This window comes from uncultured Mesonia sp. (genome assembly GCA_947499595.1).
Taxonomy (GTDB): domain Bacteria; phylum Bacteroidota; class Bacteroidia; order Flavobacteriales; family Flavobacteriaceae; genus Mesonia; species Mesonia sediminis.
Genome location: CANMOY010000002.1, coordinates 308,649 through 333,641, shown reverse-complemented (window position 1 = coordinate 333,641; position 24,993 = coordinate 308,649). Strand labels below are relative to the sequence as shown.

Annotated in this window: 26 protein-coding genes; 13 read left to right on the top strand and 13 right to left on the bottom strand. The window is 37.0% G+C overall.

Translation table 11 applies throughout. The annotated features are described in order from the left end of the window. Positions 1-304 precede the first annotated feature (304 nt). The 4 genes from ACH2AZ_RS03735 (at position 305) to ACH2AZ_RS03720 (ending at position 3,544) form a co-directional block, all read left to right on the top strand. Positions 305-988: an SCO family protein gene (locus ACH2AZ_RS03735; protein ID WP_394906700.1), complete on the top strand. Its 684-nt coding sequence runs from the start codon at positions 305-307 to the stop codon at positions 986-988. Between the two features lie 76 nt (positions 989-1,064). Next, on the top strand, positions 1,065-1,289 hold the full coding sequence (locus ACH2AZ_RS03730) for a ferrous iron transport protein A (protein WP_370450889.1): 225 nt from the start codon (positions 1,065-1,067) through the stop codon (positions 1,287-1,289). 5 nt (positions 1,290-1,294) lie between these two features. Then, positions 1,295-3,394 carry a ferrous iron transport protein B gene (feoB, locus tag ACH2AZ_RS03725; RefSeq protein ID WP_394906699.1) on the top strand — a complete coding sequence of 700 codons (2,100 nt, stop codon included), beginning with the start codon at positions 1,295-1,297 and terminating at the stop codon, positions 3,392-3,394. A 6-nt stretch (positions 3,395-3,400) separates the two neighbouring features. After that, on the top strand, positions 3,401-3,544 hold the full coding sequence (locus ACH2AZ_RS03720; RefSeq protein WP_394906698.1) for a hypothetical protein: 144 nt from the start codon (positions 3,401-3,403) through the stop codon (positions 3,542-3,544). 77 nt (positions 3,545-3,621) lie between these two features. On the opposite strand, the gene ACH2AZ_RS03715 is transcribed toward ACH2AZ_RS03720, so the two are convergent. From ACH2AZ_RS03715 to ACH2AZ_RS03690, 6 genes are read right to left on the bottom strand one after another with little or no spacing between them, the layout of a single operon-like run. Then, complete coding sequence (locus ACH2AZ_RS03715; protein WP_394906697.1) at positions 3,622-4,056, bottom strand: hypothetical protein; 435 nt, start codon at positions 4,054-4,056, stop codon at positions 3,622-3,624. A gap of 14 nt (positions 4,057-4,070) precedes the next feature. Beyond that, positions 4,071-5,231, bottom strand: a complete 1,161-nt coding sequence (locus tag ACH2AZ_RS03710; protein WP_394906696.1) for a metal ABC transporter permease — start codon at positions 5,229-5,231, stop codon at positions 4,071-4,073. Next, positions 5,228-6,358 (bottom strand): metal ABC transporter permease, encoded by a 1,131-nt coding sequence (locus ACH2AZ_RS03705; RefSeq protein ID WP_379046823.1) that lies wholly within the window; start codon positions 6,356-6,358, stop codon positions 5,228-5,230. The genes ACH2AZ_RS03710 and ACH2AZ_RS03705 overlap by 4 nt, the downstream gene beginning before the upstream one ends. 10 nt (positions 6,359-6,368) lie before the next feature. Beyond that, positions 6,369-7,109: a metal ABC transporter ATP-binding protein gene (locus ACH2AZ_RS03700; RefSeq protein ID WP_394906695.1), complete on the bottom strand. Its 741-nt coding sequence runs from the start codon at positions 7,107-7,109 to the stop codon at positions 6,369-6,371. A gap of 6 nt (positions 7,110-7,115) precedes the next feature. Beyond that, positions 7,116-8,036 carry a metal ABC transporter solute-binding protein, Zn/Mn family gene (locus tag ACH2AZ_RS03695; protein ID WP_394906694.1) on the bottom strand — a complete coding sequence of 307 codons (921 nt, stop codon included), beginning with the start codon at positions 8,034-8,036 and terminating at the stop codon, positions 7,116-7,118. Beyond that, positions 8,033-8,716 carry a metal-dependent transcriptional regulator gene (locus tag ACH2AZ_RS03690; protein WP_394906693.1) on the bottom strand — a complete coding sequence of 228 codons (684 nt, stop codon included), beginning with the start codon at positions 8,714-8,716 and terminating at the stop codon, positions 8,033-8,035. Before ACH2AZ_RS03690 ends, ACH2AZ_RS03695 begins: the two co-directional genes overlap by 4 nt. 161 nt (positions 8,717-8,877) lie before the next feature. On the opposite strand from ACH2AZ_RS03690, the gene ACH2AZ_RS03685 reads away from it, so the two are divergent. Together ACH2AZ_RS03685 and ACH2AZ_RS03680 are read left to right on the top strand one after the other, a co-directional pair. Continuing rightward, a complete protein-coding gene (locus ACH2AZ_RS03685; protein WP_394906692.1) occupies positions 8,878-11,229 on the top strand; it encodes a TonB-dependent receptor domain-containing protein in 2,352 nt (783 codons plus the stop codon). 87 nt (positions 11,230-11,316) lie between these two features. Next, positions 11,317-11,787 (top strand): thioredoxin family protein, encoded by a 471-nt coding sequence (locus tag ACH2AZ_RS03680; protein ID WP_394906691.1) that lies wholly within the window; start codon positions 11,317-11,319, stop codon positions 11,785-11,787. A 2-nt stretch (positions 11,788-11,789) separates the two neighbouring features. Here ACH2AZ_RS03680 and ACH2AZ_RS03675 read toward each other — a convergent pair whose 3' ends face one another. Further along, positions 11,790-12,551 (bottom strand): TerB family tellurite resistance protein, encoded by a 762-nt coding sequence (locus ACH2AZ_RS03675; RefSeq protein WP_394906690.1) that lies wholly within the window; start codon positions 12,549-12,551, stop codon positions 11,790-11,792. A gap of 118 nt (positions 12,552-12,669) precedes the next feature. On the opposite strand from ACH2AZ_RS03675, the gene ACH2AZ_RS03670 reads away from it, so the two are divergent. The 4 genes from ACH2AZ_RS03670 to ACH2AZ_RS03655 all read left to right on the top strand — a co-directional run bounded on the left by ACH2AZ_RS03670 (position 12,670) and on the right by ACH2AZ_RS03655 (position 15,621). Continuing rightward, positions 12,670-13,080, top strand: a complete 411-nt coding sequence (locus ACH2AZ_RS03670; protein WP_147861964.1) for a BrxA/BrxB family bacilliredoxin — start codon at positions 12,670-12,672, stop codon at positions 13,078-13,080. A gap of 139 nt (positions 13,081-13,219) precedes the next feature. Continuing rightward, the gene (locus tag ACH2AZ_RS03665; RefSeq protein ID WP_394906689.1) at positions 13,220-13,954 is read left to right on the top strand and encodes a lysophospholipid acyltransferase family protein; all 735 of its coding nucleotides are present in this window, start codon (positions 13,220-13,222) and stop codon (positions 13,952-13,954) included. A gap of 13 nt (positions 13,955-13,967) precedes the next feature. Then, positions 13,968-14,960: an acyl-ACP desaturase gene (locus ACH2AZ_RS03660; RefSeq protein ID WP_394906688.1), complete on the top strand. Its 993-nt coding sequence runs from the start codon at positions 13,968-13,970 to the stop codon at positions 14,958-14,960. Positions 14,961-14,967: 7 nt separating this feature from the next. Beyond that, a complete protein-coding gene (locus ACH2AZ_RS03655) occupies positions 14,968-15,621 on the top strand; it encodes an HD domain-containing protein (RefSeq protein WP_394906687.1) in 654 nt (217 codons plus the stop codon). Positions 15,622-15,693: 72 nt separating this feature from the next. Here the strand turns inward: ACH2AZ_RS03655 and ACH2AZ_RS03650 are convergent, their stop codons facing one another. From ACH2AZ_RS03650 to ACH2AZ_RS03625, 6 genes are all read right to left on the bottom strand, one after another. Then, positions 15,694-16,476 carry an enoyl-CoA hydratase/isomerase family protein gene (locus ACH2AZ_RS03650; RefSeq protein WP_394906686.1) on the bottom strand — a complete coding sequence of 261 codons (783 nt, stop codon included), beginning with the start codon at positions 16,474-16,476 and terminating at the stop codon, positions 15,694-15,696. Positions 16,477-16,481: 5 nt separating this feature from the next. Next, on the bottom strand, positions 16,482-17,933 hold the full coding sequence (locus ACH2AZ_RS03645) for a sensor histidine kinase (protein WP_394906685.1): 1,452 nt from the start codon (positions 17,931-17,933) through the stop codon (positions 16,482-16,484). A 3-nt stretch (positions 17,934-17,936) separates the two neighbouring features. Further along, positions 17,937-18,476 carry a CopD family protein gene (locus ACH2AZ_RS03640; RefSeq protein ID WP_394906684.1) on the bottom strand — a complete coding sequence of 180 codons (540 nt, stop codon included), beginning with the start codon at positions 18,474-18,476 and terminating at the stop codon, positions 17,937-17,939. A gap of 50 nt (positions 18,477-18,526) precedes the next feature. Then, positions 18,527-19,873 carry an MATE family efflux transporter gene (locus tag ACH2AZ_RS03635; protein WP_394906683.1) on the bottom strand — a complete coding sequence of 449 codons (1,347 nt, stop codon included), beginning with the start codon at positions 19,871-19,873 and terminating at the stop codon, positions 18,527-18,529. Between the two features lie 9 nt (positions 19,874-19,882). Next, positions 19,883-20,902 (bottom strand): ferrochelatase, encoded by a 1,020-nt coding sequence (gene hemH, locus ACH2AZ_RS03630; protein WP_394906682.1) that lies wholly within the window; start codon positions 20,900-20,902, stop codon positions 19,883-19,885. 80 nt (positions 20,903-20,982) lie between these two features. Next, positions 20,983-21,885, bottom strand: a complete 903-nt coding sequence (locus ACH2AZ_RS03625; RefSeq protein WP_394906681.1) for a helix-turn-helix domain-containing protein — start codon at positions 21,883-21,885, stop codon at positions 20,983-20,985. 199 nt (positions 21,886-22,084) lie between these two features. Here ACH2AZ_RS03625 and hemA point away from each other — a divergent pair, with 199 nt between their 5' ends. The 3 genes from hemA to ACH2AZ_RS03610 are packed head-to-tail and all read left to right on the top strand — an operon-like array spanning position 22,085 to position 24,964. Further along, positions 22,085-23,341 (top strand): glutamyl-tRNA reductase, encoded by a 1,257-nt coding sequence (gene hemA / locus ACH2AZ_RS03620; protein WP_379046871.1) that lies wholly within the window; start codon positions 22,085-22,087, stop codon positions 23,339-23,341. 9 nt (positions 23,342-23,350) lie between these two features. Further along, on the top strand, positions 23,351-24,268 hold the full coding sequence (gene hemC, locus ACH2AZ_RS03615; protein ID WP_394906680.1) for a hydroxymethylbilane synthase: 918 nt from the start codon (positions 23,351-23,353) through the stop codon (positions 24,266-24,268). Between the two features lie 6 nt (positions 24,269-24,274). Next, complete coding sequence (locus tag ACH2AZ_RS03610) at positions 24,275-24,964, top strand: uroporphyrinogen-III synthase (RefSeq protein ID WP_394906679.1); 690 nt, start codon at positions 24,275-24,277, stop codon at positions 24,962-24,964. The last annotated feature ends 29 nt before the right edge of the window (positions 24,965-24,993 follow it).

Here is a 24,993-nt window from a genome sequence, read left to right as displayed (position 1 = left end):
TACTGTTTTCTTGTGGCTTAAAAAAATATAGCCTGTAAAGCTATGCCTTAAAAATTCATAAATTTTGGGCGTTTCTTGGCTTAAAAAGACGCTTTATTAATTTCGTTTACGATTTTTATTTCAATGAGAAACGGAATGCCCAATAACAAATTCCAAGTCGGGCTTTCGCTACTCGCTTTTTTCGGGTTCAACCACCCTCAAAAGAGCTCAAACAGGCCGCTCTATCCCTAACGCAAAGGCTATTAATTTTTAACAATAAAGCGCGCACTTGCTCCCTAAATTGCTTAATTTTGCACAAAAAAAGATGCTACAATTTTTTGCCAAATATAAATTTTTTGCCGTAGTCATGTTTGTGCTTTCGGCCATTATAGTTACTGCGATATACCAACTTAAAGTACCAGAACCCAATCTACCCATTTATCAACCCAGTATGGTAAACAAAGAATTGGTTGATACCACAGTTCAATACATTCGTAAATACCATAAAATTGCCGATTTTAAATTGATTAATCAAAACGGAGACACCATTACGCAAGAAGATTATGCCGGTAAAATTTATATCGCCGATTTTTTCTTTACCACCTGCCAGACCATTTGCCCAATAATGACAGACCATATGGCCAAGCTTCAAGAGGTTTATAAAAATGATGATGAAGTTATGCTGCTGTCGCATACTGTTACTCCCGATATAGATACCGTGGCTCAACTTAAGCGTTATGCCCAAAAGAAGGGCGTTATCGATAGTAAATGGAACCTGGTTACTGGTGACAAAAAACAAATTTATGATTTGGCTAGAAAATCGTACTGCGTAGCCAAAACTCAAGGAGATGGCGGACCCTATGATATGATTCATACCGAGAACTTCACTCTAATCGACAATAAACGTCGCATTAGAAAATTTTATGATGGCACAGACCCAGAAGCTATTGAGGAGCTCATAGAGGATGTAAAAACCTTGAAAAAAATTCAAGCCAAAGAGAAAAAATAATGATTTTTAAAAATGCCCAGTATATTGGGCATTTTTTGTTATTTTTGCCTTGTTTAAATTCAATCTAAATAAAATCATGCCAACCGTAGCTCAATTAAAACGAGGACAGCGTGCAGTAGTTAAAAAATTCTGCGATGACAGTATACCTCTCAAGTTACTTGAAATGGGTTGCCTACCGGGCAATGCAATCGAGTTGTTGCAAATCGCTCCTTTTAAAGACCCTTTATACTTAAACATCAATGGGAGTTATGTAGCCATCCGTAAAGATATCGCCGAAAAGATTGAAGTTGAATTAGCATAATAATTATGGCCAAACAAATAAATGTAGCGCTAATAGGTAATCCCAATACCGGTAAAACCTCTGTATTTAATCAGCTTACCGGGCTAAACCAACAAGTGGGTAACTACCCCGGAATTACGGTGGAGAAAAAAGAAGGGGTAGCCAAATTATCTCGCACTCACAAAGCCCATATTTTAGACCTACCAGGTACTTATAGTTTAAATGCCTCTTCATTAGACGAAAACCTGGTTATCGAATTATTGTTAAACAAAAACGATAAAGATTACCCAGATGTTGCCGTAGTAATTAGCGACGTAGAAAATCTAAAGCGTAATTTATTGCTTTTTACGCAAATAAAAGATTTGGGACTTCCTACCATATTGGTGGTCAATATGGCAGACCGAATGGACCGAAAGGGAATTAGTCTTGATATACCTGTACTTGAAAAAGAGTTAAAAACCAAGATTGCACTAGTAAGTTCTCGCAAAAATACGGGTATTGATTATTTGAAAGAACTTATTATTCAATACCAAAATTTGTCTACAGAACCCTGTGTCAACGCCTCGAGCATAGATCCGACTTATTTTGATCGCTTGCGCCAGGCCTTTCCCAATCAATCCTTATACAAACTATGGTTGGTGATTACCCAAGATGTTAACTTTGGTAACTTGAATCGTAAATCGATTTTACCCGATAGTGATTTTACACCAAAAGCCCACGCCGAACTTAAACGGTTGCAGCAAAAGGAAACCATTGCTCGCTATCAATTCATCAATGGGGTTTTAAAACAAGGTTTTAGCAAAGATGTAAATGCGGCCAAAGATTTACGTGGCCGTCTAGACCGTATATTGACGCATAAAGTATGGGGATACGCCATTTTTTTTGGTATTATGCTTTTGATTTTCCAAGCGATTTATGATTGGTCGAGCTACCCTATGGATTTTATCGATTCTACTTTCGTATCTTTTAGCGAATGGGCCAAAGACAGTCTGCCTCCCGGCATGTTTACCGATCTTATTGCCGAAGGTATAATTCCTGGTATTGGCGGCGTGGTAATTTTTATACCCCAAATTGCATTTTTATTTCTGTTTATCTCGATTCTTGAAGAGAGCGGCTATATGAGCCGGGTCGTTTTTTTGATGGATAAAATCATGAAGAAATTTGGCTTAAGCGGAAAAAGTGTGGTCCCATTAGTTTCGGGTACAGCCTGTGCCATTCCCGCTGTAATGGCCACTCGAAATATCGAAGATTGGAAAGAACGACTCATCACCATTTTGGTAGTTCCTTTTACAACCTGCTCGGCTCGATTACCCGTATATTTAATCATCATTTCTTTAGTCATTCCAGATGAACGCGTATTGGGCCTATTCAATTTACAGGGGCTTACGCTAATGTTATTGTATTTGCTAGGCTTTGGTATGTCGGTATTTTCAGCCTGGGTGCTTAACAAGTTACTCAAAATGCGAAGTAAAAGCTATTTTGTCATAGAAATGCCCGATTATAAACTACCGCTTTTTAAAAACGTTGCTATCAACGTGGTTGAAAAAACAAAATCTTTTGTTTTTGGCGCAGGTAAAATTATTTTAGCCATTTCGATTGTACTCTGGGTGCTCGCTAGTTATGGCCCAACCGATGAATTTAATAACGCCGAAGAAATTGTAATCGAAAATTACGGCGATAGCCTAAGCGAAGAAGAGTTTAATACCGAGGTAGCTTCTTTGAAATTAGAAAATTCTTATATAGGATATATGGGGAAAGCCATTGAACCAGCTGTGGCTCCCTTAGGTTACGATTGGAAGATTGGTATTGCGATCATTAGTTCGTTTGCCGCTAGAGAGGTTTTCGTAGGTACTTTAGCCACTATATATAGTGTAGGAAGCGATAATGAGCAAACCATAAAAAGTAGAATGGCAGCCGAACAGAATCCTATCTTAGGTGGGCCCTTATTTACCTTTGCCAGTGGAATAAGCCTACTACTCTTTTATGCTTTTGCTATGCAATGTATGAGCACCTTAGCTATTGTAAAACGTGAGACTAACTCTTGGAAATGGCCAAGCATACAGTTTGTAGCCATGACTATTATTGCATACGTAGCGGCTTTAATTGCTTTTCAATTCTTAAAATAAAATATTATGTTACAGGAAATATTGGTACTTATCACTTTCGCAGGAGCATTATTCTATTTGTTTACAAAATTGATTTGGACTCCGCGGTTCTTAAAGAAAAAAACCAGTGCAAAAGCCTGTGGTACAAAGGGTAAAGGATGCTGTGATTAAGATATAAAAAAGTTAAAAGGCTACCTAAAAGAGTAGCCTTTTTTTTTAAAGACTAAACTATTGAGTCTTCATTCTTTTTAGTTTACTTTTACCTGGGTATCGATTTGTAGATAATAGGCGCTTTTATCAATAGGCTGTTGAGCTTTTGGATAGGGCATTAAGTTGACCAAACGCAATTGCTGCTCAGATGTCCAATATTTTTCGAAAATCGGTAAGGCTTGGGCATTCCCTTTTCCTGAAACACTTAAGATCTGCTCAGCCACTAATTCAGTATTTTTATAAAGTTTTAATTTTACCTTAGCCTCGCCCGCCCATACACAGGTAACCGATTCTGGACATCGAGAATCTTGTGCCACATCATCAAAGACTAAATTATATTCTTGAAATACTTGAACCGATTGACCTAAAACCAATTTACCCACAATTTGTATAGCTGGTTTTTGTTGGGCATAGGTTGAAAAACCGAAGATTAAAAATAGTAGAAAGCCAAATGTTTTATACGAATTACTCATGTTTACTTTTATATTTACCCCCGAAATAAAAAGAATTTGTTTTTCAAATCTTCTATAGCCGTTGGTTTGTTGGTTGTAATATATTTTAGAGCCTCTTCGGTAAATTGAAGCCCTTTTTCAGATAAATTAATGACTTGATTTTCGATTTCAATCAGATTATTTTTTTGAGCCAAATCTACCACTGTTTTTGCTTGTATGCGGTGCCAATTGATGTGCTCTTGTAGATGATTGACATGTCGCTCACGCGGATCTTCATGATTTTGTAAGTGCAATAAAAATACCAATAAAGAAACTTCTTTGCGCTGTTGCTTTTCTTTAAAAATCGCCGAAATTACTCCTTGTTTTGGAGCAAATAAAAACACCAATAAAAAAAGCACACCCAAAACGCTGGTCATGGATCCGGCGATTGATGCATCTAACCAGTGCGCTAACCAATAGCCTACCAGAGCCGAGAAGACTCCAAAAAGCAGACTTAAAACCAGCATCTTTTTTAAACTGTTGGTAAGAAGATAAGCCGTGGCTGCAGGTGCAATAATGAGGGCAACCACCAAAACCGCGCCCACAGCATCAAAAGCTCCCACAATAGTTACAGAAGAAACACTCATAAGACCGTAATGAATCAGTAAAGGTGAAAAACCTAGACTGGTAGCCAAGCCCTTATCGAATGTACTCATTTTTAATTCTTTGAAAAACAAAATCAGTAAACTAAGACTCAGTAATAAAATACTTCCAATAACCCATAAAGATTTCGGACCAAGATCTAAATTCCCTACTAGTAATCGATCAAACGGAGCGAAAGCTAATTCGCCAAGCAATACAGCATCTATATCGAGATGAACATCATTAGCATTTTGAGCGATTAAGATCACCCCAACACTAAATAAGGCCGGAAAAACCAGTCCTATTGCTGTATCTTCTTTCACCAACCTGGTTTTTTGAATAAATTCTACCAGCACTACTGTGAGTACGCCAGTGACAGCTGCCAATAGAATCAGCCAAGGAGAGTTTAAATCTTGCGTGATAAAAAAACCAACTACTAGTCCTGGTAAAATGGAATGGCTAATGGCATCGCTTATCATAGCCATCTTTCTAAGCACCAAGAAAACTCCCGGTATTGCGCAAGCCATTGCCGCCAGAGCTGCAATTAATTGTATTTCTATTTGGGCGGTACTCATATATCTTGAATAGCTTCGTTAGGTTTATAAAAATTTTCTGCTTCTTGGTAGCCCTTGGCAGTTAGCGACCATTGGTTGCCTCGAATCTCTACCCAATTTTTTTCTTCTAGCTTATTAAGTGTTTTACGCGTATAGCCGTGAAAATTATTCAGGATTTTTATAGCATGTGGATGGGAAATATCTTTATGATTTTGAGCAATATGATACATTACCGAAAGTGTTTTACGCAGATTAAGTTCCTTTCGGTTGCGGTAAAACCTAATTCTTCTAGCAAGCAACCCACGTTGCGGAGCAAATACAAATGATAATAGCACAAAAACAGCTGCAACCAAAACGATTACTGGTCCGGTAGATAGGTTGTTCTGGCTTGCACTAATAGCAGTACCCAATACACCCGAAAAAGCTCCAAAAATAGCAGCTAAAAAAATCATTACACTTAACCTATTGGTCCATTGACGAGCTGCAGCAGCCGGAGCTAAAAGCATTGCACTCATTAATACCACTCCCACCGTTTGAAGCCCTAAAACAATTGCCAATACAATAAAACTGGTAATTAAAATATCTAAAAATCTAGTATTAAAGCCTAAGGTTAAGGTATAATCTGGATCAAAAAGCAGCAACTTTAGCTCTTTCCAAAACAGGAGCAAAAAGAATAAGCTAACACCTGTTACACCAATCATTACATATACGTCTTGCACCATTAAGGTAGCGGCTTGGCCGAATAAATATTTATCTAAACCTGCCTGATTGGCATTGGGTAACTTTTGAATAAAGGTGAGTAGTAGCATTCCAAATCCAAAAAATAGAGATAAAATTAGACCTAAAGCCGTATCGTTTTTTAAGCGGGTTTTTTTGACAATACTTTTAATCCAAAATGTACCTAACAATCCGCTAATCAAAGCTCCTAAAAGCAAAAAGTGAGTTTGCTTGGTACCGGTCAACAAAAAAGCCAGTGCAATCCCAGGCAAGGCTGCGTGAGAGATAGCATCTCCTAATAAACTCTGTCTTCTCAGTACAGCAAAACTACCTAACATACCACAAACCGCACCTAAAACAGCCGTACCTAAAGTAATTACACCTAAGGTATAATCTGTAAACAACATCGAAAAATACTCTGTTATATTCATTTTTTTGCCTTTACGGATTGATGGCTACTTTATAGTTAATTCCGTAGGTTTTGGTTAAGTTATCATCGTTAAAGATATCTTTTACAGGACCCGATGCTATTCCTTTAACATTTAAAAAGGTAACCCAATTGAAATACTCGGGTACGGTTTGTAAATCGTGGTGCACTACAATTAATGTTTTTCCCGCATCGCGCAATTCTTTAAGAATTTTAATTATAGCTCTTTCGGTTGTCGCATCTACACCTTGAAAGGGCTCATCCATAAAATATATACTCGCGTTTTGCACCAATGCTCTCGCTAGAAAAATACGCTGTTGTTGTCCGCCAGATAGTTGACTTATTTGTCGGTTTTTAAAAGCAAGCATTCCTACTTTTTCCAAAGCCTCTAAAGCCGATTTTCTTTGCGCTTGCCCAGGGCGTTTTATCCAGCCTAAGCTACCGTAAGTTCCCATCATGACCACATCAAGAGCAGTTGTAGGAAAATCCCAATCTACCGTTCCTTTTTGCGGCACATAGGCTACCTTTGCGCGTTGGGTTTTATAGGGTTTACCAAATATCTTGACACTGCCCGCGATGGGTTTTATAATACCCAAAATAGCTTTAATAAGTGTAGATTTACCCGCACCATTCGGACCTACGATAGCCATTAGCACCCCTTCGGGAATTTTTAAATCGATATCCCAAAGTACGGGTTTGTAGTCATAGGCCACCGTAAGGTCGTCTATTTTTATGGCTAGTTTCTCGTTTTTCACATTCATTTACTTTAGAGCGTCTACAATAGTATTTACATTATAAGTAAACATACCTAAATAGTTACCTTCTGGTGTACCTGGATTACCCAGTGCATCAGAATAAAGAGTTCCGCCTATAGCGACCTCAAAACCTTCGGCTTGAACCGCCTTTTGCAAAGCTTCAATCGTTCGTTTGGGCACACTACTTTCTATAAATATGGCTTTCACTCTTTTATCGATTATAAATTGTGCTAGATTTTGTACGTCTTGCACTCCAGCTTCTGTGGCGGTTGAAAGACCTTGCAATCCTACCACTTGAAAACCATAGGCTTCACCAAAATAATTAAAAGCATCGTGGGCCGTAACTAAAATACGTTTGTCTTTGGGTAAAGTTGCAATTTTGGCTTTGATCTGTTGCTCTAGCTCATCTAATTGCGCCAAATAAAGCTCCTCATTTTTTTTAAATAATTTTTGATTGTCTGGATCTAAGCGACAAAGTTCTTTTGTGAGTTGTTGGGTTATCAACTTCCAGTAACCTATATTAAACCAAATATGCGGATCAAAATTAGAGGCAAAATACTCAGAACCGATAAGTTTCTTTTTGTCTATAGCTTTTGAAAGAGCTACAGTATTGGTCTGCTGTTGCATTTTTTCAAATACATCCACTAATTTCCCTTCTAAGTGAAGCCCATTATAAAAGACAACATCGGCTTGGGTAAGTTTGGTTACGTCTCCCGCACTAGCTTTATAAAGATGCGGATCGACCCCTGCCCCCATTAAACCTTTAACCTCTATAGCTTCGCCACCAATTTGCTTGGCTAAATCGGTGATCATTGTGGTGGTGGTTACCACTTGTAATTTCCAGTTTTGATTTTGATTTTGATTTTTACAACTCCCAAAACAAATCAGTACCACTAGCGCAACTCCTATTTTTTGTATCACCTTCATACTTTTTCTTTTATTTTGCTTTCTTTATTTTTCTCCACGAAAATGTTTTGAGTGGCGGTTTTAGATAACATTATTTCACTCTTGCGCACCTTTACCAACATACTTTCATCAAACTCCTGAATACTTTTAATGCTTACAAGTGTGTCTAATCCTATTTTATGCTGATCTAAAAATTGTAAAAAGGAAGAAGAGGCATCGCTAAAACCTTTGCATATTAAGGTATCTCCTACTTTGAATTCGCTTAAGCGACGCTTTTTAAATTCGGGCAATACTCCAGCAGCATTAGGAATAGGGTCGCCGTGCGGATCAAAACTAGGTCTACCTAAAAAACAATCGAGTTCTTCTACTAATTTTTTAGATTGTATATGTTCTAATTGTTCGGCTACCTCGTGTACCTCATCCCAGTTAAAGTTTAAACACTCTACCAAGAAATACTCCCACAACCTATGTTTTCTGATGATAGCCAATGCCCATGATTTACCCTCAGGGGTTAATGACACGCCATAATACTTTTGATAATTTACCAATTTTTTTTCGGCGAGACGTTTTAACATCTCGGTAACCGAAGCCGCTTTGGTCTGTAATTCTTCAGACAATTTACTGGTAGAAACCCCCTTTTCACTGGATTCCTCAAGATGATATATCGCCTTGAGATAATTTTCTTCAGATTGAGAATACATACAAAATATTTATAATCTACAAAGTTACATTTTATTTACCCAAATAATAATTTAGCTTACCCTAATTTTATTCTACAATACAAATAAAAAATAAGATTAAATTTAAGGGTTTTATAAAAATTATTTAGCTTTGCCTAAAAATTTTATTAAACGGGATTAAAATGAAAAAGATTAGCTTATTGTTTTGCCTGCTTAGCTTTAATGTTTGGTGTCAAGAAAAAGTCAAGCTTCAAGGTGAGATACTTCATCAAGAGGAAGGAGTAGCCTTTGCAAACGTAAGCGTATTGAATCAATCAATTGGAACCGCAACCGACTTGCAAGGTAACTTTGAACTCCATTTAACCCCTGGTCAACACAAATTAAAGGTGCAAGCAATTGGTTTTAAAACCCAAGAGATTGCTATAGATATAGATAATAAGAATGCAAAAAAGCTACATATTTCGCTTGAAGCGGATTTGTTAGGCTTAGACCAAGTTGTGGTTAGTGCTACTCGTAATCGTATTAGTAAAAAAGAAACGCCTGTTATAGTTAATGTTATAAGCAATAAAATTTTTAGAGCCACCCAGTCAATATCATTGGCCGATGGTCTAAATTTTCAACCCGGCGTTCGCGTAGAGACCAACTGCCAAAATTGTGGCTTCACGCAAGTTCGATTGAATGGTTTGGGTGGCGAATACACACAAATATTGGTCAACAGCCGCCCTGTTTTTAGTGCCTTAAACGGTGTTTATGGTCTTGAACAAATTCCCGTAAGTATTATAGATCGAGTAGAGGTAGTACGCAGCGGAGGTTCGGCTCTATTTGGAGCCAATGCTATTGCAGGAACAGTGAATGTTATTACTAAAGATCCGGTATTGAATCAATGGGAGGTGCAAACCGATTTTGCTTCTATAGACGCCAAAAGCACAGACCGAGTTATCAATGCAAGTGCCTCTATCGTTAGCGACGACCTCAACAGCGGTTTAAGTATTTTTGGTACTTCGCGAGATAGACAGTCTTATGATGCCGATCAAGATGGTTTTACTGAAATTACAGCCTTAACCAATACCAGTTTTGGTACTAAGGCATTTTTAAAAACAAACGAATACAACCGCATTGGTATAGACTTTACTGCCATTCGTGAATACCGTCGAGGCGGAGACCGACTAAATCTAGCTCCACAATTCACCGACATAACCGAAGAGTTAGACCACAACACCCTATTTGCAGGTGCAGATTACCAACAATTTTCTAAAGATTACAAACATGAATTTACAGGCTATATCTCTATGCAACATACCGATAGAGAAAGCTTTTATGGCGGACTGGGTGGAGGCAGAACTTATGCAGATTCTATTGCGGCCAACAATGCTTTTGGTAACACAAAAGATATAGCCTTGGTGGCAGGAACCAAACACGTATATGCTTTTAACGATGAAAACAAATTAACTACAGGTATTGAGTATCAGCGTAATGATACTCAAGATGCAATTAATGGCTACAACCGACTTATCGACCAACAGGTAAATAATTACAGTATCTATAGTCAACTGGAATGGAAACCGACACAAAAAATCACTACGTTAATTGGGGCTCGATTAGATCACGTTGCTTTAACAGGACTATACACGCTAGCCAATATTCGTCGAGAAGCCGATTTTACTCAAACCGAAATCAACCCACGCTTAACCCTATTGTACGATTTTAATGCCAATCTTCAATTTAGGGGTGGCTACGCGCGAGGTTTTAGAGCCCCACAAGCCTTTAATGAAGATTTACATGTTTCTTCTGTAGGAGGAGAGCCTCAATTTGTAATACTATCTGATGCGCTAGAAAGCGAATACTCTAATGCTTATACTGCATCGTTTAATTACACCAAAAATTTTAAAAAGGTGCAAACCAATTTCCTTATTGAAGGCTTTTATACACAAATCAATAATCCGTTTACCATAGTAAGCACCGGAAGCTCTTTACCAAACGGATCAATTTTAGAGGAAACCAGAAACGGTGAAGGGGCGCAGGTAAAAGGTATCAATACAGAATTTAGTATTTCGCCCAGTAAAGACTTTTATCTTCAATTAGGCGCTACCGTTCAAGAATCGCGATACAAAAATGCACAAGTATTATTTGAAGCCGACCCCAATACTCCCCAAGAAAATACAGTATTCACCAAGCAGTTTGTGCGCGCACCAGACGTTTATGGCTTTTTAAATGCCAATTGGCAGTTATTGCCATCAACACGATTAGATGTAACGGGAACCTACACCGGAAGCATGCTGGTACCTCGAGTTGTAAGTAATACAGGGTTCATACACTTAAACCAATCTGAATCTTTCTTTGATTTGGGCAGTAAAATCACCTATCACTTTGATATAAACCCAAGATTTCACGTAGAACTTAGTGGTGGGATAAAAAATGTTTTTAATGCCTACCAAGACGATTTTGATCAAGGACCAACCCGTGACTCCGATTATATTTACGGTCCGGCCCTGCCACGAACCTATTTCATAGGCTTGCGTTTTGGTGATTTTTAATCAACACCGAGAACCCGTTTTTCGAGGTATTTTTTTTAGCCATATATTTATACCTATACCACGGGTTCTTTTTAAATTCGATTAACTATGCGATATATTATTGTTTTTCTTTACGGATTTTTTCTAAGTACCACCGCCAATTTTGCGCAAGAAAAAGAACAAATAAACTGGAAGACTTGGGAAGAACTCGACCAAACTTTAGCCAAAAAACCTAAACCTGTTTTTGTGTTTTTTGAAGCCGAGTGGTGCGTTTATTGTAAAAAAATTGATCGGGTAGCCTTTCAAAACCCTGAGGTCATTAAACAACTAAATAAAAACTATTATGCTGTGCGAATGGATTTAAATAACACCCAGCCTATATTTTTTGATCAACAATGGTTTTATAATACCGAAGTCAATTCCAAGCAAAATGCTGTACATGAATTAGCAAAGCTATTCATCAACCAACCTGAAAAAGGAATAACCCTTCCCGCTACGCTTATTTTAGACCAAAGTTTCAGGCTAAAGCAACGCCTCTTTAGTTATTATACCCCCAAACAACTTCTTAACATTCTATAGGGTTAAAGTCCTCTTTCTTTTTGAATTTGTTCATAAGCTTGTTGCACGCGCATAAATTTTTCTTGAGCGCCTTTTTTATAAGCTTCATCCATTCCCACCAATTTATCTGGGTGGTACTTTTTTGCCATGGTCCTAAACGCCTTTTTCACTTCTGCATCGCTAGCCGATTTATCGATTTCAAGAATTTTATAGGCGCTACTGCTATCGTGAGTATTAACAAACATAGCCTTGATGCTCTCAAAATCATTTTGGGTAAGTTGAAAATGACTTGCAATACGCTTAAGCTGATAAATTTCTGCGGCTGAGATATGCCCATCGGCTTGCGTAATACCAAATAAAAAATGAAGAATTTGCAAGCGTACCTCATATCGCGTTCGGGCTCTAATGTAGGCACAGATACGCACTAAATCTATGCTTCGGTGTTTAATTACCTCATTAAAGGTTTTAAATGTTGCATTGGCGCGTTCTTTACCATAGGCTTGCACAAAGTAAGATCTTACATAATCTAGTTCACGCTGATTTACACGACCATCTGCCTTGATAATTACAGAGCAAAGGCTTAATAAATTGAGTTCAAAATCTTTAGGGGAAACTTGAGTTTTTCGGCTTTCAAAATACCGGCCAAAATCACCTTTAGAGGAAGATCGCCCCGCATTAACCGATCCAAAAATGCGATCTAAAATAGAACCCAAAAAGAATCCGGCTATTGCTCCTCCAAATCTTCCGTAAAGGAAACCTAACACCGCCAACACCCATTTTATCATAATTTTACTTTAAAAAAGAAACAAATATAAACTATTAGAAAGAAAACAAGGAAAAGCAAATAGGAGATATAGTAATTTAGAATTTGGTATATTTGCTGTTCAAATAAAAATAAAAGCTATGTATCCAGCAGAATTAATAAAACCTATGCGCGAAGAGTTAACCAGCCAAGGTTTTGAAGAATTACAAAGTGCCCAAGATGTAGACGCTATATTAAAAAAAGAAGGAACCACTTTATTGGTAGTAAACTCGGTTTGTGGTTGTGCTGCGGCCAATGCTAGACCAGGTGCTAAAATGTCTTTAAACAACAGTAAAAAGCCAGATCATTTGGCCACTGTATTTGCTGGGGTTGACAAAGAAGCTACAGATAAAGCTAGAGCACATATGGTGCCTTTTCCTCCTAGTTCTCCAGCTATTGCCTTATTTAAAGATGGAGAATTGGTTCACATGTTAGAAAGACATCATATTGAGGGGCGCCCCGCCGAAATGATTGCCGATAATTTAAAAGATGCCTATAACGATTATTGCTAGTCGCTTATAAGCAAGACTTAATTGCAGCCGCTTCATTATTTGAGGCGGCTGTTTTATTATGCTTGCATTATTCTTTTAAGTATTTGATGGGTTTCTTTGTAATTATAAGGTTACTTTTGCGTTTTCGCATGTAATAATTATGAAACAAATTTTATCCTATCCTCTATCGGTTATTTATTATTTTTTCTTTGGTTTATGCTTGGTTGTTTTTCATCCCATTCAATGGATTTGTTTTAATGTATTCGGTTATCAGGCGCATAAAAAAAGTGTAGACTATCTGAATTTCTGTTTGCTTAAATGTTTGCATATTTTAGGAACCCGAATCAGTTTTGAAAACAAGTTTGAACTTCCTAGCGGTAAACCTTATATTATTGTTGCCAATCACCAAAGTCCTTACGATATACCGCCCTTGGTATGGTTTTTGAAAAAAATACATCCTAAGTTCATCAGTAAAAAAGAACTAGGAAAAGGAATACCCAGTATATCTTACAACTTAAGGCACGGTGGTTCAATTCTTATAGATCGAAAAAACCCAAGGCAAGCCTTACCTGAGATTAAAAAATTTGCCACTTACCTAAATCAAACCAATAGGTCTGCTGTGATTTTTCCAGAGGGCACAAGAAGTAAAACGGGCATACCCAAGAAATTCTCCCCTAACGGATTAAAAATGTTGTTTAAGTTTTGCCCTGAAGCAACAGTGGTGCCAGTTAGTATAAACAACTCTTGGAAACTGGTGAAAAATGGTTCTTTCCCGTTAGGATTAGGGGTACACTTAAAATGTACTGTGCACCAACCTTTGGCCGTTAAAGACTTTGATGCTGAAACTCTACTGGCCAAAACTGAAACAAGCATCACCTCAAACATTATAACCTAAAAAATAATAAGCCATGGCTACAAAAAATATACGATTAGAAGTAATGCAGCAATTAGAAGATAAGGTGGACGGCTTTATCGATCAATTTCTAATTCCTGTTGAAAAAATATGGCAACCAACCGATTTCTTACCCAATTCACAATCAGACGATTTTTATGATGAGATTACCGAAATTAGAGAGTTAGCCAAAGAACTGCCCTACGATTTTTGGGTAGTATTGGTAGGCGATACTATTACAGAGGAAGCTCTACCTACCTATGAATCTTGGCTTATGGATGTAGAAGGCATAAATCAGCAAGAAGGTGGAACACCTTGGTCAAAGTGGGTGAGATACTGGACAGGAGAAGAGAATAGACACGGTGACGTTTTAAATAAATATTTATACCTATCTGGACGAGTAAATATGAAGGCGGTTGAACAAACCACCCAACACCTTATAAACGATGGCTTTGATATAGGCACCGATCAAGATCCTTACAAAAATTTTGTTTATACGAGTTTTCAAGAATATGCTACTTATGTTTCGCATAACCGTGTGGCAAAATTAGCCAAATCTTATGGAAACAAACCCCTGGCAAAGATGTGTAAAATAATTAGTGGCGACGAGATGAGACACTATAACGCGTATAGCTCTTTTGTAAATGAAATTTTTAAAATAGACCCAAGCAATATGATGATTGCTTTTAAAGACATGATGAAGCATAAGATAGTGATGCCGGCCATGTTTTTACGTGAGGCAGGAGATTCTTTGGGCAGTGCTTTTGATGAGTTCTCTATGGCTGCACAACGTATTGGTGTTTATACAGGACAAGATTATGTGGATATTATGCGTCGATTAATCAATCGTTGGGATATTGAAAAAATAACTGGTTTAAGTGAAGAGGCCGAAAAAGCACGCGATTTTGTGATGAAATTACCTGCACGTATGGAGCGTATTAATCAGCGTATCCGCATCAGCGAAAAAATAACCCACTTCTCTTGGGTTAATCCAGCTATGGCCAAGTAATTATAGTATGCAGAAAAATAAATTCGTAGCACAAAGCATTGCCTTTGTTAAGGATGAATTGGCTGGTGCCGAAGCAAGTCACGATTATTTTCATGTAGAGCGTGTTTATAAAATTGCTTTACAGATTGCTCAAAAAGAGGGAGCCAATCAAGAAGTAGTTGCTTTAGCCGCTTTACTACACGATATTGCCGATTACAAGTTTCATGAAGGCGACGAGAGCTTAGGTGTAAAAAAAGCTAGCGAGTTTTTAGCCAGTATAAATACTCCCCGGCATACCCACGAAGCCGTAATAAGTATTTTGGAGCAAATTGGCTTTAAAGGGGGGCACCAACAGGTTACTCTGCCTAGTTTAGAATTACAGGTAGTACAAGATGCCGATTTTTTAGACGCAATGGGAGCTATAGGTATTGCTCGTACTTTTAATTATGGCGGATTTAAAAACAATCTTATTTATGACCCTAATATTTCTCCCAATTTAAATATGAGTAAAGATGTATATAAAAAAGGTGGAGGAACTACTATTAATCATTTTTACGAAAAATTACTGAGATTAAAGGATAAAATCCAAACCTCTACCGGTAAAAAAATGGCACAAAAAAGACACGAGTTTATGCAGCTGTATCTTAGCCAATTCTTTCTTGAGTGGGAAGGTAAGGTGTAAAGAAATATTGCTCTTAAAACAAAAACCTTGACGTTTATCGCCAAGGTTTTTTGTTATGGGTAATTCAATTAATTAAGAGTTAGGAAATGATGGCTTTCTCTTGTTCAAGAAAGCTTGCGTACCTTCTTTAAAATCATTTGTTCCAAAGCTCTTTCCAAAGTTCTCAATCTCCTTTTTATAACCGTTCTCTTTTTTATCATCAAAAGCGTTCACCGCCTCAATTGCGTAAGCAATGGCAACCAAAGAATTTTTGGTTATTTTTTGAGCTAAATCATTAGCAAACACTAGTAATTCGTCTTGCGGCACTACATGGTTTACCAAACCATATTGTAAAGCCTGATTTGCATTAATCATCCCTGCAGTCATAATCATTTCAAGTGCTCTTCCTCGCCCTACCAACTGGGTAAGCCTTTGAGTGCCACCATAACCTGGTATTACCCCTAAAGAAGTTTCGGGCAACCCCATTTTTGCGTTATCAGATGCAATTCTAAAATGAGCAGCCATTGCCAATTCTAGTCCTCCACCTAGCGCAAAACCATTGATAGCAGCTATAACAGGCTTTTTAAGCAGCGCTATTTTATCAAAAACCTCTTGATGACCCTTCTTCGCTAATTCAGTACCTTTTTCAACACTAAAATCAGCAAATTCAGCAATATCGGCTCCTGCTACAAAAGCTTTTTCTCCACTTCCGGTAAGAATAATAACTTTTACCTCATCATCAGATTCCAAGATCTTAATGGCATTATTAATTTCTTTTAAGGTTTCGCGGTTTAAAGCATTTAACTTTTTGGGTCTGTTTATAGTTAATTGAGCAACACCTTGCTCTTTATCGCACGTGATATTTTCGTAATTCATAGTTATTATAATTTTGGAAATTTTACATAAAAGGTAGTTCCTTTATTTAATTCTGTCGTAAAAGTGATACTTCCATTATAGGCTTCGACTATATTTTTAATGATGCCCAAACCAAGTCCCATACCACTACTTTTTGTTGTAAATTTAGGTTCAAATATACAATTTTTATATTCTTCAGGAATGCCACTTCCCTTATCGCTAACTGTTATCAAAACGTTTTGATTTTCGGTGTAAACCGCCACTTTAACAGGTTCGGGTGAAGTGCCATCACTGGCTTGTAAGGCATTTTTAACCAAATTGGTAACCACTCTTATAAGTTGAGATCTGTCGAATATGGCTTTGATTTCACCTTGCTCGGTAGAAAATTCAATATTATGCTCTTTAAAAATATCTAATGCCAGACTAACTATTTCGGGTACATTTAACTGCTCGCTCTGTTGAGCCGGCATTTTAGCAAAATTAGAAAAAGCCGAAGCAATTGAACTCATAGTATCTATTTGCTGGATTAAAGTTTGGCTATATTCTTTAAGCTTCTGCTTTATATTAGGATCTTGTGGGTTGAAATTACGCTCAAAACTCTGTACCGTTAATCGCATGGGAGTCAGCGGATTTTTAATCTCGTGTGCCACTTGTTTGGCCATCTCACGCCAGGCCTGTTCGCGCTCACTTTTAGCCAATTTTATAGCACTTTCTTCTAACTCATCTATCATAGAGTTATAAGCGGTAATAAGTAGTTTTACCTCATCTGATGCTTTATTAACGCTTATCTTTGTATTTTCTTTGTCTAATCGAGTGGCATGAATTTTTTCACTTACCGTTTTTAATGAGCTTGTAATGTATTTAGACAAAAAATAAGAAAGTAAAATGGCCGCTAAAATAAGTACTAAATAGACTTGAGCTAAAAGCCTTAAGAAATCTTGCAGTTGCATTTCTATAAAACCATCGTCTTTTATATGGGGGAGATTTAGAATCCCCAAAGGCTTAAAGTATTTATCGGTAATGTAGGTAAACGATGACTGCAGTTTCTCCCCATCTTCTGTGTAAAAGTTGACATATCGTTTTGAAGGCGAATTCCTTATATTATTTAATATTTCTTTTGGTATACGGGTGCTGCTTGAATCTTTAAAAAAAGTAGGTTTAGAAGATTTCACCAACTGCCCTGAAAGATTATAGATATTGATTTCTGTATTGTGGATGTTGCGCAACTCATAGATTTTTTTCCTAAAGATAAGTTCCATATTCTCCGGTACTACTGGGTAAGTAGTGGTTTGAATCTCGTAATTAATACTTGCCCGTATCGAAGCTTCCTTTTGTTTGAGTTTGTCTCTTTGGTAGGCTTCGGCCTCTTTTTTGTATTGATACACGGTAACCCCTGCGATAAGTACCGAAGCTCCTAGCACCAGAAATATCATGCTAAGAAATATACGGGTTCGCAAAGAACGGGTTATCCATTTCATAATTTATTCTTTTGTTCGTATGCGCTTATAAAGTTTTATTCCAAGCATTAATAAAATGGCTAAAACGAAAATGCCCACCACACCGTATATCCAATTTACGGCACTCTTTAGAATTACCAAAAAGACAACAGCAAAGAGAATTAAGGTAGAGCCCTCATTAAAAATTCGCATTTGATTAGAGCTAAGTTTAAATACGTCTCGTTGCTGAAGCTTAAAAAAATGATGGCATTTCCCGTGGTATACAAACAACAATAAAACAAAACCTAATTTTACGTGCATCCAAGATTGCGATAACCAAGCTGGATTTAGAACAAGCAACCATACCGCAAACAAAGTAGCCAAAATTGCCGATGGCCAAGTAATGATATACCAGAGTCGCTTAGTCATAATTTTAAACTGGTTATTGAGAATTTCTTTTTCTGGTGAGAGTTTTTCTTGGGCTTCGATTTGATAGATAAACAATCTTGGGATATAAAACAGGCCAGCAAACCAGGTGATCACAAATATTAAATGTAAAGCCTTGATATAATTGTAGTATTCCATGAAAATAAATAATCAATAAAGGGCAGCAAATATCGTGCTATAAATAATCGCTAAGCTTGTTTTAAATTTAGTTGTACTTCTCTTTTTAATACCCAACCCGTTACTATAGTCGAAATCAAATCCGCCAACGGAAAAGAAATCCACACTCCCCATAAGCCATAATATTTTGGCAATATCAATACCAAAGGTATAAAAAAGAAGCCTTGTCTGCTAAGGGTAAGCAAAAGTGCGGGTATAGCTTTTCCTATTGCCTGAAAATAGGCAGAGCCTATTAACTGCAAAGATATTATGGGTAGAGCTGCAAATACCCAGCGCATGGCTGCTGGGGTTTCTTGTAAGATAATAGGATCTTGGGTAAAAACACTCGCGATTTGCTCTGGAAATATCATAATGATACTAAATATTCCTAATGCTAAAAGGCTAGCGCTACCTATAGCTAGGTTTATACTCTTTCTAACACGCTGTGGTTGATTGGCACCGTAATTATATCCGGCGATTGGCAAAAACCCTTGTGTTATACCCAAAATGGGAAACAACACAAACATTAGCATCCGTGCCACAATAGCATAAACGGTAACCGATGGCGCACCGCCCAATTCAAATAATATATTGTTGAGCAATAAATAGGTGATACTAACAACCGCTTGGCGCGACAGAGTAACAAATCCTAAAGAAGCTATTTCTTTAACAATTTGTTTCTCTAAGCCCAAATGCTTCCAAGTTAACTTGAGTTCACTATTTTTTGAAGAAAAAAACCAAAGTATAAATAAGAAACTTACTATATAAGAGCCAGTAGTAGCCCAAGCTGCACCAGCCATACCCCAATCTAAAACATAAATCAAAATATAATCGGCTAGTAGATTTCCCACCGAGGGTATTACCATGGCAATCATAGCAAATTTAGGTTTCCCTTCTGCCCGGATACTGCTGTTGCCCATCATAACTAACCCAAGAATAGGCACTCCGTATAGCACAATTTGGTAGTAGGTTTTTGCAAAATCAAATATTTCACCCTTACCTCCAAAAGCAGGTATCAAGCTATCGGTATAAATTAAGCCAAACCCGGCTAAACTAACACAGAGTATAAGAGTAAGTCCAATTTGATTACCAAATGTTTTTAGAGCTTTCTCGTGATTATTAGCTCCTAAAGCACGTGAGATTATAGAAGCTCCACCCACACCAATGGCCATTCCTAAAGCTGCAATAAAAAACGAAACGGGCAACACCACATTTATAGCTGCAATGGCGGTTGGGCCAATCCAGTTACCCACAAATATGGTATCTACCATTATGTTTAAAGACATAATAAGAACACCTATAGAAGCAGGAACAGATTGTTCTAATAATAGTTTACCAATAGGTTTTTGTCCCAGCTCTTTTGCATTCTTTTTAGCCATAATAGCACCTTAGGGTTTGTTTACCCATTGGTTAATCCATGTGCTTAAGGTTTGCACCCAATCCTCTCTGTCGTTAAGACAAGGAATTGTAGTAAAATCTTTTCCTCCATTTTCATGAAAGATTTCTTCTCCCTCCATAGCTATTTCTTCAAGGGTTTCTAGGCAATCAGAAACAAATGCTGGAGTTACTACTGCCATATTTTTTACACCTTCTTGCCCAAATCGCTCAATTGTTCTATCGGTATAAGGTTGTAACCATGGGTCAAAACCTAATCGAGATTGAAAAGAAGTACTGTATTTATTTTCTGGTAAGTTTAAACGTTCAGCCACCAATCGCGTACTTTCATAACACTGGTGTCTATAGCAAAATTCGTGTGCAGGCGAGGGAGTAACACAACAACTTTTATCTAATTTACAATGCGAGTTGGTTATATCGCTTTTTCTTATATGTCTTTCGGGCACACCGTGATAACTAAACAATAAATGATCGTACTCTTTATCTTTTAAAGCTTCTTGTATACTATTAGAAAGCACTTTAATATAAGCAGGGTTGTTATAAAAAGGAGGCAATGTGTCTATCTGCATTTTGGGATAATGTTTTGCTTGCAACTCTTTGGCCAACACAACAATAGTCTCTGTAGTAGCCATGGCGTATTGCGGATATAAAGGCATAAGCAATACTTGGGTGACGCCCTTTTCGTGCAATTCTTTAAGTCCATCGGCTATGCTAGGACTCCCATAACGCATGGCCAATGCTATAGGAATATCGGTATGATCATCTATTTTATCTTGAAGCCTTTTTGACAAAACAATCAAGGGGCTGCCTTCATCCCACCATATTTTTTGATAGGCTTCAGCCGATTTTTTAGGTCGGGTATTCAACACAATACCCTTAACAATTAAAGCTCTTAGCAGCCAGGGCAAATCGATTACCCTTTCATCCATTAAAAACTCATCTAAATATCGCTTAACATCTTTTGGATTTGTACTATCGGGTGAACCCAGATTTACCAGTAAAACTCCTTTCATAAACATTTTATATTTTAGTCAAAAATAATTCTTTATTACACATACGGACTCTAAACGCCATTTAAAAGAATTATAATTTATCAAGAAAACAAATTTATAGATTGAATATATTTCTTGGGCGTGGTATTAAATTTCTTTTTAAAAGCTGCAATAAAATGGCTTGAGGTGCTATATCCTACTTGTAAACCTACTTCATTAACGTTATAGTCACCACTTTCTAGCAATTTTCGGGCATATTCCATTTTGTAATCCAGTAAAAATCCGTAAACCGTATCTCCATAAACTTCTTTAAAACCTTCTTTAAGTTTTTTTAAACTCAAATCAATTTCATCGGCTAACTCCTGTAAACTAGGTGGTTCTGCCATTTGATTGATGATAATTTCTTTAGCCTGACTTATTTTACGAACATTTTCTTCATCGGCTAAGAAAGGACATTGTTCTATATTGGTTTCGGCGGGCATATTAAAATACAAGCTTAACAGCTCAAAAGCTTTGGCTTTTAAATATAACTTCTTTACGGATGGATGTAGGTTAAAATTCAACACCTGACTTAATACTACCGCCATAGACGGACTCACATCGTGCTCTTTATAATATTTAGTATTACGCTTCTCATCGGTAAGAAAATCAATATAATTAGCTTCATCAGAAAACAACTCATGTAATTTTTTAATTGAAACTATCAAACTCACCCACCAAGAGTTAGGTTTAATAACCAGATGCAGAGGTAAATCTTGTTTAGGATTATACAGTAACAAATTCCTTTCTTCTTTTAAACCAATTTGGTATTTACCTTGATTAAATAAAAAATCTAGATTACCCTTAGTGCAAAAATGAAATTGAATAAAATCTTTGTTGATTTTCTTCTCAATAATGTGATTGTCTTTTTGATTATTTAAACTCTTAAGAATAAAGAGACCCTCTTCAATCTTAAAAAGCTCATAAGACCCTGTAGCGTTATTTTTTTTTATGACATTTATCATATTTAATGTTTTTTATTTAGAATCATTCTAAAAAGCAAGCAGCAAAACAGCTCAAAACCCCTTAAAAACCCCCTAATGACAAATATCCACATAAAAAACGAGTTAAATTACTTTGAACGATACAAAAAGTACTTCTAGCGTTATTTTTAAAAAAATCTTAACTTTACATTTGCATACACATTTTAGGTTTTTTCCTTTTATGAGAAATTATCACGTTAGTAGACATCATTCTTTTTACGCCATTGGCTTGAGTTATCAAAAGGCAGATGCGGTAACCCGCGGTCATTTTAGTATAACCAATGAGCAGCGTATCAAAATATTAGAAGAAGCCAAACAAGATGGCTTAGAAGGACTATTGGTTACTTCAACCTGTAATCGTACAGAGGTTTACGGTTTTGCTGAACATCCGTTTCAACTCATCAAATTGCTGTGTAAACACACACAGGGCACCGTTGAAGAATTTGAAGAGGTGGCCTATGTCTATAAAAACCAAGAGGCCATTAGTCATTTGTTTAGAATGGGTACTGGCTTAGACAGTCAAATTGTTGGTGATTTTGAGATTATTAGTCAGTTAAAAGAAGCTTTTCGAGTTAGTAAAAAATACGGTTTAGACAATCCGTTTTTAGAACGTTTAGCCAATGCAGTTATTCAAGCGAGCAAACGTATAAAGAGCGAGACCAACTTATCATCTGGAGCCACTTCGGTATCTTTCGCTTCTGTTCACTACATTTTACAACATGTAAAGCACGTATCAGAAAAAAACATATTGCTTTTTGGTACGGGTAAAATTGGTAGAAATACTTGTGAAAATCTGGTTAAGCACACCAAAAATAAAAGCATTACTCTAATAAATCGCACCAAAGATAAAGCTGAGCGTGTTGCTGGCAAGTTTGATTTAATCGTGAAAGATCATGCCGATTTACAATCTGAAATCAGAAAAACAGATATTCTTATTGTGGCTACTGGGGCTCAAAGACCTACCATATCTAAAGAACTTATTCATGCAGAGCAAGATCTTTTAATTTTGGATTTATCTATTCCTAAAAATGTATCGGATGATGTAACCGATTTAAAAAATGTACGTTTGGTTCATTTAGATTACCTTTCCCAAATGACAGACGACACCTTGGCAAAAAGAAAGGAGTTTATTCCGCAAGCAGAAGCTATTATTGATGAAGTAAAAGCCGACTTTAATGCTTGGTTAGAAAGCCGAAAATTTGCCCCAACCATCAAAGCTTTAAAGCAAAAATTAAAAACCATTAAAGACGAAGAAATTGATTTTCAAAGTAGAAAGATAAACAATTTCAATAACGAACATGCAGAACTTGTAAGCAATCGAATTATTCAGAAAATAATGAATCAATTTGCCAGTCATCTAAAAGGTGAGCAAGACACATCAGATGCTAGTTTAGATCTCATACAAAAGGTTTTTCAATTAGAGAAAATCAACTCCTAATCAATAACTATGAAAGAGTGTATTCGCATTGGTACCAGAGATAGTTCTTTGGCGCTATGGCAAGCTAATTTGGTTAAAAGTAAATTGGAGAATTTAGGGTATAAAACCGAATTAAAACCCGTTAAATCTACTGGCGATTTAAATTTAGATCAGCCGCTTTACGAGATGGGGATCACAGGTATTTTTACCAAGACCCTAGATATTGCGATGATAAAAGATGAGATTGATATAGCGGTACACTCCATGAAAGATGTACCTACCGCTTTACCGCAAAGCATCATTCAAACCGCCGTTTTACCAAGAGCAAATGCCCAAGATATATTGGTACACAAAGGTTTAGATTTTGATTCTAAAAAAGGAGTAATCGCTACGGGTAGTCTTAGAAGAAAAGCCCAATGGTTACACCAATACCCGTACCACCAAATTGTTAATTTACGTGGCAATGTAAATACTCGCCTAGAAAAATTAGCTAATAATGATTGGCATGGTGCTATTTTTGCCGCAGCGGGCTTAGAGCGTATCGATTTAAAGCCTGATGAGTTTGTTAATCTCGACTGGATGATTCCAGCTCCAGCACAAGGAGCTATGCTTGTAGTGGCTCGTGAAGATAAAGATTTTGCTATCGAAGCTACCCAGCAATTAAACGATAAAAAAACTGCTACCTGTGTGCATATTGAAAGAGATTTTTTACGCACCCTAGAAGGAGGTTGTACTGCCCCTATAGGAGCTTATGCTAAATTTAAAAACGAGCATGAAATCGAATTTGTCGGTGCTTTGTTTAGTCTAGACGGAAAGAAAAAGCTAGAGGAAAGGGCAATTATCAAATCTCACGAAGTTAGCTTTGCCGGAAAGTACTTAGCAACCGAAATACTCAAAAAGGGAGGCGAAAAATTGATGCGAAAAATAAAACAGGAGCTTAATAAGTAATTTGCCATGGCTAATTACCACGTTTTAAGTACCAAATTGCTTTTACCTCAGCAATATCTTACGTTTAAGACAAATAAAATTCTTTTAACGCATTATTCTAGTATTAAAATCGTACCCAATCAAGCTGCAAAGTTTCCTGCGAACATTGAGCATGCTATAATTACCAGCCAGAACTCATTTAAAGCAATAAAAGATAAAACCAAAATTAAAAAAGCCTACGTGGTAGGTGAAAAAACAGCAACGCTGTTAAAGCAGGCAGGAGTTTCGGTTATATGTTGGAAACATTACGCTTTAGACCTTTTAGAGGAAATTATAGCAAAACACCAAGATGCACACTTTTATTTTCCTTGCAGCAGCATAAGGCGTGACACCCTACCAGAGGGGCTGAAACAGAACAACATTAAATTTACCGAAGTTACAGCCTACCATACAAGTTTAAATCCTAAATCTTTTGAAACAGATTTTGACGCAATTTTATTTTTTAGTCCGAGTGGGGTCAATAGCTACCTTGAAAAAAATCAAATAAAGTCAGATGTTTTGGCTTTTTGCATTGGAACCACCACGGCCCAGGCACTCAAAACACACACTCAAAATATCATTATAGCCGAAAAACCTACGGTCGAAGAACTCATCGCAACGGTCATAAAATATTTTAAGCATAAGATTACAAAAAACAATAAGCAATCACCATATTAAAGCTGGGTTAAAATCACTTAAAACCCTTA